General features: G+C 73.3%; 15 protein-coding genes. 9 read left to right on the top strand and 6 right to left on the bottom strand.

Annotated features, from left to right (window positions below):
- Positions 1-4 precede the first annotated feature (4 nt).
- Complete coding sequence (locus H288_RS0116350) at positions 5-496, bottom strand: glutathione peroxidase (protein WP_020093657.1); 492 nt, start codon at positions 494-496, stop codon at positions 5-7.
- Between the two features lie 225 nt (positions 497-721).
- Between H288_RS0116350 and H288_RS0116345 the strand changes: the two genes are divergently transcribed.
- On the top strand, positions 722-982 hold the full coding sequence (locus H288_RS0116345) for a hypothetical protein (RefSeq protein WP_020093656.1): 261 nt from the start codon (positions 722-724) through the stop codon (positions 980-982).
- A 30-nt stretch (positions 983-1,012) separates the two neighbouring features.
- Here the strand turns inward: H288_RS0116345 and H288_RS0116340 are convergent, their stop codons facing one another.
- The gene (locus tag H288_RS0116340; protein ID WP_020093655.1) at positions 1,013-1,546 is read right to left on the bottom strand and encodes a hypothetical protein; all 534 of its coding nucleotides are present in this window, start codon (positions 1,544-1,546) and stop codon (positions 1,013-1,015) included.
- Between the two features lie 146 nt (positions 1,547-1,692).
- On the opposite strand from H288_RS0116340, the gene H288_RS0116335 reads away from it, so the two are divergent.
- Entirely contained in the window at positions 1,693-3,081 is a 1,389-nt protein-coding gene (locus H288_RS0116335; protein ID WP_020093654.1) for an aminotransferase, read from the top strand.
- Between the two features lie 56 nt (positions 3,082-3,137).
- Here the strand turns inward: H288_RS0116335 and H288_RS0116330 are convergent, their stop codons facing one another.
- Together H288_RS0116330 and H288_RS0116325 are read right to left on the bottom strand one after the other, a co-directional pair.
- Positions 3,138-4,460, bottom strand: a complete 1,323-nt coding sequence (locus H288_RS0116330) for an HlyC/CorC family transporter (RefSeq protein WP_020093653.1) — start codon at positions 4,458-4,460, stop codon at positions 3,138-3,140.
- Between the two features lie 60 nt (positions 4,461-4,520).
- Positions 4,521-6,017 (bottom strand): hypothetical protein, encoded by a 1,497-nt coding sequence (locus H288_RS0116325; RefSeq protein WP_020093652.1) that lies wholly within the window; start codon positions 6,015-6,017, stop codon positions 4,521-4,523.
- Between the two features lie 300 nt (positions 6,018-6,317).
- Between H288_RS0116325 and H288_RS0116320 the strand changes: the two genes are divergently transcribed.
- The 7 genes from H288_RS0116320 to H288_RS0116290 all read left to right on the top strand — a co-directional run bounded on the left by H288_RS0116320 (position 6,318) and on the right by H288_RS0116290 (position 13,694).
- A complete protein-coding gene (locus H288_RS0116320; protein ID WP_020093651.1) occupies positions 6,318-6,716 on the top strand; it encodes a DUF3775 domain-containing protein in 399 nt (132 codons plus the stop codon).
- A gap of 24 nt (positions 6,717-6,740) precedes the next feature.
- Positions 6,741-8,030: a phosphatase domain-containing protein gene (locus H288_RS0116315; protein ID WP_020093650.1), complete on the top strand. Its 1,290-nt coding sequence runs from the start codon at positions 6,741-6,743 to the stop codon at positions 8,028-8,030.
- Between the two features lie 124 nt (positions 8,031-8,154).
- On the top strand, positions 8,155-9,267 hold the full coding sequence (locus H288_RS0116310) for an alpha/beta hydrolase (RefSeq protein WP_020093649.1): 1,113 nt from the start codon (positions 8,155-8,157) through the stop codon (positions 9,265-9,267).
- A gap of 149 nt (positions 9,268-9,416) precedes the next feature.
- Positions 9,417-9,674, top strand: coding sequence for a hypothetical protein (locus tag H288_RS0116305; protein ID WP_020093648.1), 258 nt, complete (start codon positions 9,417-9,419; stop codon positions 9,672-9,674).
- A 55-nt stretch (positions 9,675-9,729) separates the two neighbouring features.
- Complete coding sequence (locus H288_RS0116300; RefSeq protein ID WP_020093647.1) at positions 9,730-10,899, top strand: MFS transporter; 1,170 nt, start codon at positions 9,730-9,732, stop codon at positions 10,897-10,899.
- Positions 10,900-10,964: 65 nt separating this feature from the next.
- Positions 10,965-13,154, top strand: a complete 2,190-nt coding sequence (locus H288_RS0116295; protein ID WP_020093646.1) for a primosomal protein N' — start codon at positions 10,965-10,967, stop codon at positions 13,152-13,154.
- A gap of 177 nt (positions 13,155-13,331) precedes the next feature.
- Positions 13,332-13,694, top strand: a complete 363-nt coding sequence (locus H288_RS0116290; protein ID WP_020093645.1) for an STAS/SEC14 domain-containing protein — start codon at positions 13,332-13,334, stop codon at positions 13,692-13,694.
- 6 nt (positions 13,695-13,700) lie between these two features.
- On the opposite strand, the gene H288_RS0116285 is transcribed toward H288_RS0116290, so the two are convergent.
- Positions 13,701-14,090 carry a hypothetical protein gene (locus H288_RS0116285; RefSeq protein WP_020093644.1) on the bottom strand — a complete coding sequence of 130 codons (390 nt, stop codon included), beginning with the start codon at positions 14,088-14,090 and terminating at the stop codon, positions 13,701-13,703.
- 500 nt (positions 14,091-14,590) lie between these two features.
- Complete coding sequence (locus H288_RS0116280; protein WP_020093643.1) at positions 14,591-14,797, bottom strand: Trm112 family protein; 207 nt, start codon at positions 14,795-14,797, stop codon at positions 14,591-14,593.
- Positions 14,798-14,809: the final 12 nt, after the last annotated feature.

The following is a 14,809-nucleotide window of genomic DNA, read 5'->3' as shown; positions in this document are numbered from 1 at the left end:
CGGCTCAGGCGGGCTCGGCCAGGGCAGCCTGGATCTTAGCCTCCAGGGCCGCGGGCTTCGTCCCGGGTGCGAACCGGGCGATGACCCGGCCGTCGCGACCCACCAGGAACTTGGTGAAGTTCCACTTCACAGCGCGCGTGCCGAACAGCCCGGCGCGAGCCCGGGTGAGATGGGCGTAGAGCGGATCGGCGCCCGACCCGTTCACCGCGATCTTGGCGAGCACCGGGAAGCTCACGTCGTAGCGCAGCGCGCAGAAGCTCGCGATCTCGGCGGCGTCGCCCGGCTCCTGCGCGCCGAACTGGTTGCAGGGGAATCCCAGGATCGTCAGGCCCGCATCCCGGTGCCGGCGCCAGAGCGCCTCGAGCCCCTCGTATTGCGGGGTGAAGCCGCAGCGGGAGGCCGTGTTCACGATGAGCAGCACCTGACCGCGGTGCTGCGCGAGCGGGTACGGCGTTCCGTCGGCCGCGGAGACGCTGAAATCGTGAACGGTCGTCATGGCCGATCACTCGGGCAAACCGGCCGGATCCGCAAGGCTCGCGCGTCGCGACATGGCGTCGGCGCCGCGACGCGGTCCCGAGATCCCGGCCGCGACTCTAACCCCGTATATGGCCGAGCCCGCGCGCGTGGGGTAACGGGTCCGTCAATCGCGGCGACGGGACTCGGCACGGCCGCGAGTGAGGGGTACCCGCATCCCCCGCCTGGACCCGACCGGGACGTGTGGATGCCGCGATATCACTTCAACATCCACGACGGATCCACGATCTTGGACGGCGCGGGAACGGAGCTGCCGGACTGGCAATCCGCCCGGCTCGAAGCCGTCCGGCGCGCCGGCGACATCCTGAGGCAGGACGCCCAGCGCATCGCCCTCGGCGAGGATTGGCGGATCGAGGTGACGGACCAGACGGGGCTGATCCTGTTCCAGATGACGTTCCTGGTGGTCGAATCCCCGGTCATGCGGCGGCATTCCGGCACCGAGCGCTGAGCCGGCCCCGGGTCCGGCCGGTCGCCCGGTTCAGGCCGGCACTTTCCGGACGTCGAAGCTCGGGCCCTGGGGCGTCATCCGGTCGGTGGTGACGATGCGCTCGCCGGCGCCGACGATCCCGAGGCTGACGTCGCGGTCCGGCAGGATGACGGTGGTGCTCTTGTCGACGTGGACCAGCACGTGCCGGCGCAGGGGCACCGAGGCCACGGCCCAGCGCCTGAGCTGCCCGTAATAGGGCTCGCGCCGCCAAGCGTTCGCCTGTCCGGGATCGACCTGCACGTTCATGTTGCGGGTGAGCGGATCGAGGCTCAGCACCATCTTGGCGCGGTCCGGCTTCCATTCCGGGCCGAGCCATCCCTCCGTCATCCAGAGGCAGTGGAAGGCCCGGCAATGGTCCGGGCGGGTGGCGTGGATGGCGCAGCCCTGGCCGGCCTTCGTATGGCGGCACCACTGGCCCGCGACGCTCTCGACCGCGGGCACGTCGTAGACCTTGCAGCACAACGTGCAGGCGCCGCAGGCGCGGCCGGGGGCGGGTTGGGCGACGTAGGCTTCTGGGTTGAGCATCGGTCGGGCGCGGCGAGGGGCGGAGCTGGAGTAGCGCTGGCGGCATGCGTCCGGCAACGGCCGGACGCGGATCCTCCGGGCTACCTGACGGGGCATCGGGTCGGTAGTGTGGCGGCGGTCACCCGCGCACGAGGACCTTGCGAACCATGCTCTCGAACCTCGCGACCCGCGACGTCGAAACCCTCCTCCATCCCTACACCAACCTGTCGACGCACCGACAGACCGGCCCGCTGGTGCTGGAACGGGGCGAGGGCGTGCATGTCTACGACACCGAGGGACGCTCCTACATCGAGGGCATGTCCGGCCTGTGGTGCACGGCGCTGGGCTACTCCAACGCGGAGCTCGTGGAGGCGGCCCGGGCGCAGATGGCGCGCATGCCCTTCACGCACCTGTTCTCCGGCCGCAGCCACGATCCGGGCATCGAGCTCGCCGAGACGCTGAAGGAGCTGATGCCGGTCCCGACCTCGAAGATCTTCTTCACCTCCTCGGGGTCGGAGGCCAACGACACGCAGGTCAAGCTGACTTGGTACTACAACAACGCCATGGGGCGGCCGCAGAAGAAGAAGATCATCGCCCGCCAGAAGGGCTACCACGGCGTCACGGTCGCGAGCGCCTCGATGACCGGGCTCGCCGCGAACCACGCCGACTGGGACCTGCCGCTGCCGGGCTTCCTGCACGTCTCGCCCGCGCACCACTACCGGGGCGCCGAGCCGGGCGAGACCGAGGAGGCCTACTCGGCGCGCCTTGCCGCCGAGCTGGAGGAGACGATCCTGCGCGAGGGGCCGGAGACGGTCGCGGCCTTCATCGCCGAGCCGGTGATGGGCGCGGGTGGCGCGATCGTGCCGCCGCGGGGGTACTTCGCGGCGATCCAGGCGGTGCTGGCCAAGTACGACGTCCGCTTCATCGCCGACGAGGTGATCTGCGGCTTCGGCCGGCTCGGCACGTGGTTCGGCAGCGAGGCGCTGGGGGCCCGGCCCGATTCGATCTCCTTCGCCAAGGCCCTGACCTCGGCCTACATGCCGCTCGGCGGCGTGAGCATCGACGAACCGCTCTACGAGGCGCTGATCGGCCAGAGCGAGAAGATCGGCACCTTCGGCCACGGCACCACCTATTCCGGGCACCCGGTGGCCGCCGCGGTGGCCCTGAAGGCGATCGAGATCTACCGCCGCGACCGGGTGATCGAGGGCGCGGCCGAGAAGGCGCCGCAGTTCCAGCGCCGCCTGGCGGCGCTCGCCGGGCACGACATCGTGGGCGAGGCCGGCGGCCTCGGGCTGATCGGCGGCCTGGAGATCGTCGCCGACAAGGCCACGAAGCGGCAGTACGACCCGAAGAAGGGCGTGGCCGCCCGCTGCGTCGCCTTCGCGCAGGGCGAGGGGCTGATCGTGCGGGCGCTCGCCGGGGACCGCGTCGCCGTCTGCCCGCCGCTGATCATCGCGCCGGACGAGATCGACGCCCTGTTCGACCGGCTCGGGCGGGCCCTGGACCGGACCCGCGACTGGATCCGCGCCGAGGGGCTGGAGGCGATGCCGGGCTGAGGACCACTCCGCGCGCGTCGCGGCGCGGGCGCGGACCCTGGCCGCGGCGGTCGCCGTCACACCGCGTCGCGCGACGCGTCCGGCAGCGCGGCCGCCTGGAGCCCCGCCGCGGTCAGCGGCGTGATGCGGAGCGTGGTGATCCGGTTCTTGGCCTTCCGCAGCACCTGGAAGCGGAAGCCGTGGAAGTTGAAGGCGGTGCCCTGGTCCGGGATGGTCCGCGCCTCGTGGATGACGAGGCCGGCGATGGTGGTCGCCTCCTCGTCGGGCAGGTCCCAGTCCATGGCCCGGTTCAGGTCGCGGATCGGCACGCCGCCGTCCACGTTCACCGACCCGTCCCCCTGCGGGCGCACGCCCGAGACGGTGACGTCGTGCTCGTCGGCGATGTCGCCGACGATCTCCTCCAGGATGTCCTCCAGGGTCACGAGCCCCATCACCTCGCCGTACTCGTCGACCACGAGGGCGAAGTGGGTCTTCTTGGTCAGGAAGGCCTTGAGCTGGGCGCGCAGCGACGTCGTGCCCGGCACGAACCACGTCTCCAGGGCCAGCGCCTCGACCTTGAGGCCGGAGGCGTCGCCGCCCGCGGCGTCGAGCGCCCGCAGCAGGTCCTTGGCGTGGAGGACGCCGACGATGTTCTCGGGCGTGCCGCGCCACAGCGGCATGCGGGTGTAGGGCGAGGCCAGCACCGCCCGGACGATGTCCTCGGAGGGCTGGTCGGCGTCGATCGCCCGCATCTTCGTGCGGTGGACCATCACGTCGGAGACCGACAGGTCCGACAGGTCGAGGAGGCCGCCCAGCATGTCGCGCTCGGCCTTGGCGACGCCGCCCTCCCGGTGCATCAGCGCCACCTGCCCGCGCAGCTCCTCGGCGGCGGTGAGGATCGACTGGTGCTCGCCGATGGTGACGCCGAACGGTTTTAGCATCACCCGCACGACGTGCTCGATGGCGATGGCCAGCGGGCCCATCAGCGCCACCGCGAAGGCCACCGGGCGGGCGGTGAGCAGGGCGGCCTTGTCAGGTTTGGAGATCGCCAGCGTCTTCGGCAGCACCTCGGCGAAGACGATGACCAGCACCGACATGCCGACCGTCGCGTAGATGACGCCGCTCTTGCCGAACAGCGCCGTGAGCACGCTGGTGGTGAAGGCCGAGGCGCCGATCGCCACGATGTTGTAGCCGATCAGCATCGCGCCGATGAAGCGCTCGCGGATCGCCAGGATGCGGTTGACGATCGCGGCGCGCGGGTCGCCCGCCTGCTCCAGGGCGTGCATTCGGGCTCGCGAGGCGGCCGTGAAGGCCGTCTCCGCGCCCGCGAAGAAGGCCGAGAGCAGCAGCGAGATCGCCACGATGCTCGCGGCGAACCACAGGTCGATATGGGTTTCCATCGGGTCCGTCAGGCACGCCTCGCGCGGCTTGTCGGCCGCCCATATAGCGCCTCCTGCGACTTATTGCGCGCCGATCGGGCGCACCGTCCACGTCCCCCAGTAGACGGGCCGCCCGTAGAGGCTCGACGCGTCGCGCCCGGAGGCGGTCGGGGCGAGCCGGTCGAGCCAGGTCAGGAAGCCCGCCTTGTTCGGGTAGATCGCCGGCGTGTCGAGGTTGCCCTCCGCGTCGGTCATCCAGAAATGCGCGCTCCGGTCGTACCGGCCGCTGCCGTCGCCCCCCGAGCGCAGCCCGAGATAGGCGGCGGAGCGGCCCGCCTCCACCGGATCGGCGTAGAGCTTGAGGGCGCCGATCCCGTCGAGGTTCATGTCGGCCGTGTATTGCAGGCAGATATCCGCCACCGGACCGCCCGGGGCGTTGGCGGGCCGCTGGCACGTGTAGGAGACCGCCCAGCGCGGCATGCCCTTGGCGCGGGCCACCCGCACGAGGGTTCCGGGCGGCAGCGGCCCGGCGAGCTTGCGCGCCGTCGACCAGACCTTCGGCCCCGACAGGTCCTGCGCGGTGCGCAGGAACAGCCCGGTGCGGCGCTTCTCGGGGGCGAGGCCGCAATCCTCGGGCAGCACGTCGGTGTAGACGTAGTGATAGGTGCGGTCGACGACGCTGATCGAGCCGGCGAGCCCGTGGGTCTCGAAGGCCGGCGCCGTGCAGGCCGACGTGACCGGCTTGCCCGCCTCGTCGACCACCGCAGCGGGGACGGGCGGGTCGGCGCGCCGGCCGCGGCCGGCGCCCGCCTCGAACGGCGTCCAGGCCAGCCCGTAGCCGTCGGCGGTGCGGGTCCGGATCTCGAAGGTCTGGAAGTCGAGGGTGCGCGCCTCGATCTGGACGCGGCGCCGGACGTCGGCCGGGCCCGTCGCCGGCGCGTCCGGTTCCGCCCGCCGGCGCCAACGCCGGCCGCGGCGCTCGGGCTCGGCCGCGTCGCCGCCGGTGACGCCCACGCGCTCCTGCCCGAGCAGGAAGACGTAGCTGTAGGCCTCGCCGGCCCAGGTCCGGCCCGTCACGGCGATGGGGTCGCGCGGGCCGATGCCCTCCGCGGACGGCGTCGGCTCGGACCAGCCGCGCGTCCGCGCGCGCTCCTCCGGCAGGTCGACCCAGAACCGGTCGGCCGAGGGCGGCAGCGTCGTGACCAGGGCCTCGAAGGTGCGGCCGGTGCGCAGGGCGCCGCCGTCGCGGCTGTCGGTGGCGCGCCGCTCCGGGCACGGCTCGTCCCGGCGGGACGCCACCGGTGTCTGGCCCTGGAACACGGCCTGGAGCGGGCCGGGCGCCTCGGAGCGGGCGAGCCGCAGGATCTGCACGCCGCGCACGAAGGCGCAGGGCGCCGGCGCGATGAGCACGCCCTCGGCCTCCGAGCCCTCGCGGCAGATCTCCAGCGCGCCGCCCCCGGTCAGGAAGCAGCTCGGGGCGCTGCCCTCGTAGCCCGCGGGCCGGGCCTCGGCGGGGCGCGTCCCGATCAGCGCGGATCCGGCCAGCGCCGCGAGCGCCGCGAGGGCCGCGAGGCGCATGCCCGAGCGCCGGCCCGAGCGCCGGCCCGAGCGCCGGGACGCGGCGTCGCGTGCGGGGGGAATGACGGTATCGGCAGGCGATGTCGTGGCAGTCTTTGTAGAAATCACGTCTATCGCCGATGTCGATCCGGATGTCGGAACAGTCTCGCAGCCTCTAACTCACGGTCGCTGAGCCGGAAAGTGGCGCGGACCACGCAAGCCCCCTTCGATGGGGACGGGGCGAACCCGGCGCCCGCTCGCTCGTTGTCGCGGCTTGAGGGCCCCGCTGGCCCGACCCTTTCAGCGCCCGGAGATCAGCGCATGGACATCGCCGTCGAAACCGTCACCGACATCGTCACGCGGCTGCGCGCCATCGAGGTGAAGGAGGGCAATACCGACCCGGATTCGGGTTCGAACCCGATCGACGACGGCGCCACCGACGTCCTGGTCTCCGGCACCGACGACGCCACCGAGTCCGAGGTCCGCGGCCTGATCGCCGGGCTCGACGACGATTCCCGTGCCGAGCTGCTCGCCCTCCTCTACGTCGGTCGCGGCGACATGGAGCCGGAGGAGTGGAGCGAGGCGGTGCGCTTCGCCCGCGAGCGCGAGGCCGCCGGCGAAGGGGCCGTGCGGGAGCTGCTCGGCAGCCCCGACGCCGGCGATCTCCTGGAGGAGGGCCTCGACGCGATGGGGCTCAGCCCCGAACTGCCGCAGGCCTGAGCGCCCGGACGGCGGCCGTTCGCCATGTCCTCGCGCGCGCGCAGGGGTGCCACGAAGGCGCTGCGGGTCCTCACCCGGCCGGTCCGCCGCGCGCAGGGGCGTGGCGGCAAGGGCCGGGGCGGGCTCGTGGTCGAGCCCTACCGTGGCTACGGGTCACGGGACGAGGTGTTCCTCATCGGCCGCGTCTTCCGGCAGTCGCCGGGGATTCCCGGCGAGGATCCCGAATCCCTTCGAGCGCAGTGGCGCGACCTGCGCCGCCGCATCGCCCGGCGGACGATCGCCGGCGCGGGCATCACCGCCCGGTTCGGCGACGATGCCGTGCGGGTCGAGACCGACCGGGACGGCTATTTCCGCGTGCACCTGCACCCGCGCTCGCCTCCGGCCGAGACGGGTGACTGGCACGCGGTCGAACTCCGCCTCGAGGCCGATCCGCCGATCCCCGCCGAGGGCGCGGTGTTCATCCCGCCCGACCGCTGCCGCTGCGTCGTGGTCAGCGACATCGACGACACGGTCATGCGCACCGGCGTCGCCAACAAGCTCAAGATGCTCTGGCGCCTGTTCGTGGAGGATGCCGAGAGCCGCGTCGCCTTCCCGGGCGTCGCCGCCCTCTACCGCGCCCTCCACGCGGGCGCCGGCGGCGATGAGGGCAACCCGATGCTCTACGTGTCCCGCGCGCCCTGGGGCCTCTACGAGATGCTCTCGGAGTTCTTCCAGCGCCACGGCATCCCGGCGGGGCCCGTGCTCTTCCTGCGGGAATGGGGCCTCTCCTGGACCCACCCGTTGCCGCGCCGGGCCACCGACCACAAGCACGCGCTGATCCGCCACATGCTCGCCCTCTACCGCGACCTGCCCTTCGTGCTGATCGGCGACAGCGGCCAGCATGACCCGGAGGTCTACGCGCAGATCGTCGAGGAGAATCCCGGGCGGGTGCTGGCGGTCTACATCCGCAACGTGTCCCGAGGCTCCGCACGGGTGGAGGAGATCGTCCGGCTCGCCGGCGCCGTCGCCCGGGCCGGATCGAGCCTCGTGCTCGCCGCCGACAGCGTCGCCATGGCCGAGCACGCGGCCGCCATCGGGCTGATCGCGCCCGGGGCGGTGACCGGCGTCGCCGACGAGCACGCGGCGGCGGCCGAGACCGGGCCGCGCCGGGAGACCGCCCGGATCACGCCGGAACCGTCGGGCGCCGCCGGCGCGGCCGAGGACCCGATCGGGCCGGAGGCGATCGCCGAGGCCCTCGCCGGCGACGGCGCCGTGCCGGCGACCCTGGTGGTCGAGCCGGAGACGCCGGCCGCGCTCCCGCGGCTCGGTGCGTGACCGCGCGGCCGCGATCGTCACCCGGGCGGCTGTCGCGGGCCGCCCGCTCCGATAGGTATCGGCCGAGCGCGGCCGGCACCCGCCGAGTCGGGTCGCGGAACGGGCTGCCGCGGGAGGAACCGCGATGCGCCTGAGCCTGTCCGCGCTGCTGATGATCGCCTGCGGCACCCAGGCCGCCTTCGGGCAGGCCGCGCCCGCGGAGCGGGCCGTGCCGCACTTCGCCCAGCTGGAGGCCGAGATGGGCGCGGCCAACGCCGCCCCGGGGCCGCGGACGGTGCCGGCCAAGGTCGTGCCGGTCCCCGACACGACGAGCCCGCAATTCCGCACCGCGGTGGCGGCGCCCTACCGGGTGCCGGCCTGGAACGCGAACCCGCCGGACGCCGCGGCCTGGAAGGCGCTGGTCGACAAGCTCGCTGCCGCCGGAGCCGCCACCCTGCCGGCGCTCCGCGAGAAGCTGGGCGTCACCAGCGAGGCCGCGGTGATCGGCGGCGTGAAGGCCTTCGTGATCCAGCCCCGGCAGATCCCCGAGGCCAACCGCGACCGGCTCCTCCTGCACATCCACGGGGGCGGCTACGTCTACAATCCCGGCGAGGCCGGAACGCTGGAGGCGATCCTGATGGCCGGCCTCGGCGGCTACAAGGTCATCTCGGTGGATTACCGCATGCCGCCGGACGCGCCCTACCCGGCCGCCATGGACGACGCGACCGCCGTGTGGCGGGCCATGCTGTCCATGCAGAAGCCGCGGAACATGGCGGTGTTCGGCACCTCAACGGGCGGCGGCATGACTCTGGCCCTGATGCTCCGCGCCAAGGCCGAGGGGCTCGCGCTGCCCGCGGCGATCGGTCTCGGAACGCCCTGGTCGGACATGACCGAGACCGGCGACAGCTACCGGACCAACGAGTGGCTCGACAACGTGCTCGTCAGCTATTCCGGCTACCTGACGCCGGCCGCCAAGCTCTACGCCGCCGGCCGCGACCTGAAGGACCCGCAGCTCTCGCCGATCTACGGCGACTTCGCCGGCCTCCCGCCCGCGATCCTGGTCACCGGCACCCGCGACCTGTTCCTGTCGAACACGGTGCGCACCCACCGGAAGCTGCGCGCCGCCGGGATCGAGGCGTCGCTGCAGGTGTTCGAGGGCATGTCCCACGCGCAGTACCTGTTCACGCCGGACGCGCCCGAAACCAGGGAGGTCTTCGGAGAAATGGCTCACTTCTTCGACGATCATCTGGGTCGCTGAGGCGCGGCGGCGCGGGCACGCGCGGAGCTCGTGCTCACGAAATGGTGCAATGCAGCATCTCGGTGGAGAGGGTTCACATCCCGGCCGCGATGCCTAGGTTCGGCCCCTCGCAGCCGGTCCACGCTCCTCGAGCCTCCTGGAGGCCATCCGTGCAAACCTACACCCTCGCCATCGCCGACGGCGTCCTGTTCGCCTGCCTGCCCGACGAGGCCGACATCTCGGCCGCGATCACCGACGCGACCGCGACCAATTACGGGTTCGGCCTCAGCCTCGACATCGTCCGTGGGGCGACCCTGACCGACGCGGCCCGTCCCGAGGACGAGGTCGTGTGGCAGGAAGGGCCGGACAGCGAGCTGCTCGACGCGCAGGGGCGGCGCTACCGCTACGCCGTCCGCCGACCCTGCTGACGAAAGCCCGGCGCGGACCTGACACCGGGACGCGCGCCGGTGCTACGCTCCGCCGATGGAGCGGCAGGCGACAGGGGCGGGACGGTGGGGCGGGCTCGCCCGATTCCTCGTCCTCTACGCGGCGCTCTACGGCGCCTACGGGGTGCTGTCGCCGGTCCTGCCGGGCTTCCTCGCCGCGCGCGGCCTGACGCCCGGCGAGATTGGCCTCCTCCTCGCCGCCGCCGGTGCCCTGCGCCTCGCGGTCGGTCCCCTGGCCGGCGCCTTCGCCGACCGCCACCGGGCCGGCCGATCCGTCCTGGCGGCGAGCCTCGCGCTGGCCGGGCTCAGCGCCCTGGCGCACCTGCCCGGCGCCGGGCTGGCGCAGCTGATCGGGCCGGCGCTCCTCTACGCGGCGGGCACCGCGGCCCCGGCGCCCCTCGCCGACGCGCTGGCCCTGGCCGCCGCGCGCGGCGGCGCGGCGTTCCAGTACGGCTGGGTCCGCGGCGCGGGCTCGGCCGCGTTCATCGTCGGCACCGCCGCGGCCGGCTGGCTGATCGGCCTCCACGGCCTCGCCGCCGCCCTCGTGGCGAGCGGCGGCCTGTTCCTGGCCGCCGGCGCGGCCGCCCTGGCCCTGCCCGCCGCTCCTCCGTGCGGCGCGGCCGAGGCCGGGGCGCGGTGGCGGGGCTTCGCCACCCTGGTGGCCCTGCCGCGCTTCCGCCGCACGGTGCTGGTCGCCGCCCTGGTGATCGGCGCGCACGCGATGCACGACGGCTTCGCCATGATCCTGTGGCGGTCCGCCGGGATCGCGGCGACCACCGCCGGCCTGCTCTGGTCGGTCTCGGTGGCCGCCGAGGTCCTGGTCTTCCTGCTGGTCGGACCGCCCCTGCTGGCGCGGATCGGCCCGGCGACCGGCGTCGCGGTTGCGGCCTGCGCGGGGGGCCTGCGCTGGGCGATGCTGGCATCCACGACCGCGCTTCCCTGGCTCGCCGCCGCCGAATCCCTGCACGGGCTGAGCTTCGCCCTCCTGCACCTCGCCTGCCTCAGCCTCATCGAGGCGTCGACGCCGGCCGATCTCCGGACGACCGCGCTGGCGCTCTACGGCACGCTGGGCCTCGGCCTGTCGGGCGTCGCCGCGACCCTCGCCTCCGGGGCGCTCTACGGGGCGCTCGGCGCTTCGGCCTTCTGGGCCATGGCGGCGCTGAGCCTAGCGGCCCTGCCGCTCGTGCCGGCGCTGCGGGATCGCTGAAGCGGCGGGTTCTTTTCCCGCGCCTATGGTACGGACCCGGAACGGACCCGCCCGAAAAGCCCCGCATGCCCGCCGTCGCCGAGATCCTGATCCCGCTCGCCCTCGATACGCCCTACAGCTACGTGGCGCCGGCCGGGCTCGACCTCGCCCCGGGCGACGTGGTGCAGGTGCCCCTCGGCCCGCGCGAGATCGTCGGGGTGGTCTGGGGCGTCGCCGAGACGCCCGGCGGCTCGAACCTGCGGCCCGTGACCGGCCGCCTCCCCTACCCGCCCCTGTCGGAGCCGCTGCGCAGCCTCGTCGACTGGATCGCCCGCTACACGCTGGCGCCGAAGGGCTCGGCGCTCGCCATGGTCCTGCGGCTGCCCGACGAGGCGGCCGCCGGCGAGACCGCCCGCGTCGCCGTGCGCCTCACCGACAAGCCCCCGTCCCGGCCGACCCCGGCCCGCACCAAGGTGCTCGCCGCGGCGGCCGACGGCGCCCTGCGCGGCAAGAGCGCGCTCGCCAAGGAGGCCGGCGTCTCGCTCTCGGTGGTCGACGGGCTGATCGACGACGGCGTCCTCGAGACCGTCGCGGTCGAGCCGGAGGCGGTCGCGCCGCGGCCCGACCCGGACTTCCCGCGGGCGCCGCTCTCGCCCGCGCAGGCCGAGGCGGTGGCGGCCCTCGTCGCCCCCTTCCCGTGGGACCGGCCGCAGCCGCGGGAATCCGACGATCTCCGCCCGGTCCTTCTGGAGGGCGTCACCGGCTCCGGCAAGACCGAGGTCTATTTCGAGGCGGTGGCCGCCTGCGTCCGGGCCGGGCGGCAGGCCCTGATCCTGATGCCCGAGATCGCCCTGACGGCGCAGTTCCTCGACCGGTTCGCCGCCCGGTTCGGGGTCCGGCCGGCGGCGTGGCATTCCGGGATCGGCGGCAAGCGGCGCGAGCGCCTGCGCGCCGCCGTAGCCGAGGGCGAGGCGCTCGTGGTGGTCGGCGCGCGCTCGGCCCTGTTCCTGCCCTTCGCGCGGCTCGGCCTGATCGTGGTCGATGAGGAGCACGAGACCGCCTACAAGCAGGAGGACGGCGTCCATTACCACGCCCGCGACATGGCGGTGGTGCGCGGGCGCCTCGAGGGCTGCCCGGTCGTCCTGACCTCGGCGACGCCCGCGATCGAGACCCGCGTCAACGCCGCGCGGGGGCGCTACCGGCACGTCCTGCTCCCCGAGCGCTTCGGCGGCCGGCGCCTGCCCGACATCGCCGCGATCGACATGCGCCTCGACCAGCCCGAGCGCGGCCGCTTCCTCAGCCCGCCGCTGGTCAACGCGGTGAAGGGCACCCTGGAGCGCGGCGAGCAGGCGCTGCTGTTCCTCAACCGCCGGGGCTACGCGCCGCTGACCCTCTGCCGCGCCTGCGGCCACCGCTACCAGTGCAAGAACTGCTCGACCTGGCTCGTGGAGCACCGGTTCCGCCGGGCGCTGGTCTGCCACCAGTGCGGCTACGCGGAGCGCCGGCCGGAGGCCTGCACCGAGTGCGGGACCTTCGACAATCTCACCGCCTGCGGGCCCGGCGTCGAGCGGATCGCCGAGGAGGCGGCCGAGATGTTCCCGGACCGGCGCATCGTCGTCCTGTCGAGCGACTTTCCCGGCGGCGCCGAGCGTCTGCGCCAGGAACTCGAGGCGGTGGCGGCCGGCGCGTGCGACGTCGTGATCGGCACACAGCTCGTGGCCAAGGGCCACAACTTCCCGTTCCTGACGCTGGTCGGCGTGCTCGACGCCGATATCGGCCTGACCTCGGGCGACCCGCGGGCGGCGGAGCGCACCTTCCAGTTGCTCCAGCAGGTCACCGGGCGCGCCGGACGCGGCGAGAAGCCCGGGCGCGCCCTGGTCCAGACCTACCAGCCAGACCACCCGGTGATCGCCGCCCTGCTGTCGGGCGACGCGGAGCGCTTCTACGCGGAGGAGATCCAGGCCCGCGAGGCGGCCGGCCTGCCGCCGTTCGGGCGGCTCGCGGCCCTGATCGTCTCGGCGAGCGAGCGCGAGGTCGCGGAGGCGCACGGGCAGGCGCTCGCCCGCGCCGCCGAGCCGCCGGAGGGCGTGATGGTCCTGGGCCCCGCCGAGGCGCCCCTCGCCCTGGTGCGCGGCCGCTACCGGTTCCGGCTGCTCGTGAAGACCGAGCGCAACGTCGATCTCCAGGCCTACCTGCGCGCCTGGATCGCCCGGGGACCGAAGGTGCGGGGCAACGTCCGGGTCGCCATCGATGTCGACCCGCAGAGCTTTTTGTAGGAGACTTCGCGGGCCTCCCGGTCTCGTGAACGCCGGTTCGCCGTCGGGAGGCACGTCAGAGCGAGGGTCCGGAGCCATACCGGTTCGTCCCGCGATCGGGTATGGCTCAGGTCACGGGCGGCGGACCCTGGTCGGAGACCGGCTACGGGACGCATGCGGTTCCCGGAGGAGCGATCAGTGCTGACCTACACCAAGACGCCGGATTCGAATGTCGCCGAGATCGTGGTCGACGGGAAGATCACCGACGAGGAGATGAACGCGGCGATGACCGCGATGAAGGCCGACCTCGACAAGGGCGGCAAGATCAAGCTGCTCGAGGATATCCGCGCCTTCGAGGGCATGGAGCCCGCGGCCTTCTTCAAGGACCCGCGCTTCGGCATCTCGATGATGAAGAGCATCAGCCACGTCGCCCTGGTGACGGACGCGCCCTGGCTGAAGGCGCTGGCCGAGACCTTCAACTTCGTGTCGCCGACCCAGATCAAGGTGTTCGAGCGCGCCCGCATCGACGAGGCGCGGAGCTGGCTCGCCGCGGCCGCCTGAGCGACCTCAGTCGGCCTGCGCGGTGCGGGTGTCGCTGCGCCGCGCGGTCCAGTGGCCCGAGCACAGGGACGAGACCTTCCAGGTGCCGGCGCCGCTGCCGGCCTGGAGTCGGCCGGTGCCGGTGCCGCTCGCCGTCCCGTTGCTGACCGTGATGCCGACGCTGCCGTCGGGCCGCACGTGGCCGTTGACCTGCGCCCCGGCGCTGCCGGAAATGAGCTGCACCTGCCCCTCGCGGATCGCGAGCGCGTAGGTGTAGCGGGCGCTGCACAGGCCGCTCTCCGTCACCAGCTCCACCGACCACCGCCCGTTATGCGCGCTCGGCCCCGCGCTGGCGGGCAGGCACGTCGGGAGGAGAAGGCCGGCGGCGAGGGCCGCGACCGCGGTCAGCTTGGTCATGCGATGCAATCTTTCAGCGAAGCGGACACCGCCGGAAGCGGCGTGCACGGTCAAAATCATCGATCGAGGATGACTCGACGCTGAACGATGGAAGCGGCAAGAGTATGGCTGCCTCCCGCTTGTTCAAGATAGATTACGGCCGACAGTCCCCCGGCCAATAGTCAAGCTCGTTGCGGACGATGCTGTGGACTGATCTGCCGACCGGAGCGTCCAAGTCTCCGCTCATCACGGAGGAGACGGAGGCGGCCAAGGTCCTGCTCGCGCATGTCGAGGATCGCCGGGCCCGCGGGAAAGCGCCCGCGAGACCGCGGCCGAACCTGCCCGCGCGGGAGAGCCTCGGGCGCCTCGGGGCGGGCCGGCGATTGAGCAACCGGCCTCGATCGGGCCGGGCGGGATCCATGATCGGATCCGTCGGCGGGCGCGGGCAGCCGACCAGCGCGCCGCGCCGCCCTCTCGGGTTGTGACGGGCCGCGCGGGACGGCCGGAGCGACTCGCGGTGCTCAGTCGGTGAGCGGCCGGGCTTCCTCGGGCAGCATGATCGGGATCCCGTCGCGGATCGGGTAGGCGAGCTTCGCCGAGCGGCTGATCAGCTCCTGCCGGGCCGAATCGTATTCCAGGGTGCCCTTGGTCAGCGGGCAGACCAGGATCTCCAGGAGCTTCGGGTCGACGCGGGTCGCCTCGACGGGGGCGGTGAGATCGTTGGACATCGGTGGGGCAAC

The sequence above is a fragment of the Methylobacterium sp. 285MFTsu5.1 genome (assembly GCF_000383455.1).
In the GTDB taxonomy this organism is placed as follows: domain Bacteria; phylum Pseudomonadota; class Alphaproteobacteria; order Rhizobiales; family Beijerinckiaceae; genus Methylobacterium.
Note: the sequence above shows the minus strand (reverse complement) of the source record. Positions and strands in the feature narration are given on the sequence as shown.

Excerpts from the sequence above, each read along its gene's own strand:
- H288_RS0116310 (WP_020093649.1), top strand. The coding sequence starts at position 8,155 with ATGCGCCTGAGCCTGTCCGCGCTGCTGATGATCGCCTGCGGCACCCAG.
- H288_RS0116335 (WP_020093654.1), top strand. The coding sequence starts at position 1,693 with ATGCTCTCGAACCTCGCGACCCGCGACGTCGAAACCCTCCTCCATCCC.
- H288_RS0116295 (WP_020093646.1), top strand. The coding sequence starts at position 10,965 with ATGCCCGCCGTCGCCGAGATCCTGATCCCGCTCGCCCTCGATACGCCC.
- H288_RS0116325 (WP_020093652.1), bottom strand. The coding sequence starts at position 6,017 with ATGCGCCTCGCGGCCCTCGCGGCGCTCGCGGCGCTGGCCGGATCCGCG.
- H288_RS0116315 (WP_020093650.1), top strand. The coding sequence starts at position 6,741 with ATGTCCTCGCGCGCGCGCAGGGGTGCCACGAAGGCGCTGCGGGTCCTC.
- H288_RS0116300 (WP_020093647.1), top strand. The coding sequence starts at position 9,730 with ATGGAGCGGCAGGCGACAGGGGCGGGACGGTGGGGCGGGCTCGCCCGA.
- H288_RS0116280 (WP_020093643.1), bottom strand. The coding sequence starts at position 14,797 with ATGTCCAACGATCTCACCGCCCCCGTCGAGGCGACCCGCGTCGACCCG.
- H288_RS0116330 (WP_020093653.1), bottom strand. The coding sequence starts at position 4,460 with ATGGAAACCCATATCGACCTGTGGTTCGCCGCGAGCATCGTGGCGATC.
- H288_RS0116320 (WP_020093651.1), top strand. The coding sequence starts at position 6,318 with ATGGACATCGCCGTCGAAACCGTCACCGACATCGTCACGCGGCTGCGC.
- H288_RS0116345 (WP_020093656.1), top strand. The coding sequence starts at position 722 with ATGCCGCGATATCACTTCAACATCCACGACGGATCCACGATCTTGGAC.
- H288_RS0116285 (WP_020093644.1), bottom strand. The coding sequence starts at position 14,090 with ATGACCAAGCTGACCGCGGTCGCGGCCCTCGCCGCCGGCCTTCTCCTC.
- H288_RS0116340 (WP_020093655.1), bottom strand. The coding sequence starts at position 1,546 with ATGCTCAACCCAGAAGCCTACGTCGCCCAACCCGCCCCCGGCCGCGCC.
- H288_RS0116350 (WP_020093657.1), bottom strand. The coding sequence starts at position 496 with ATGACGACCGTTCACGATTTCAGCGTCTCCGCGGCCGACGGAACGCCG.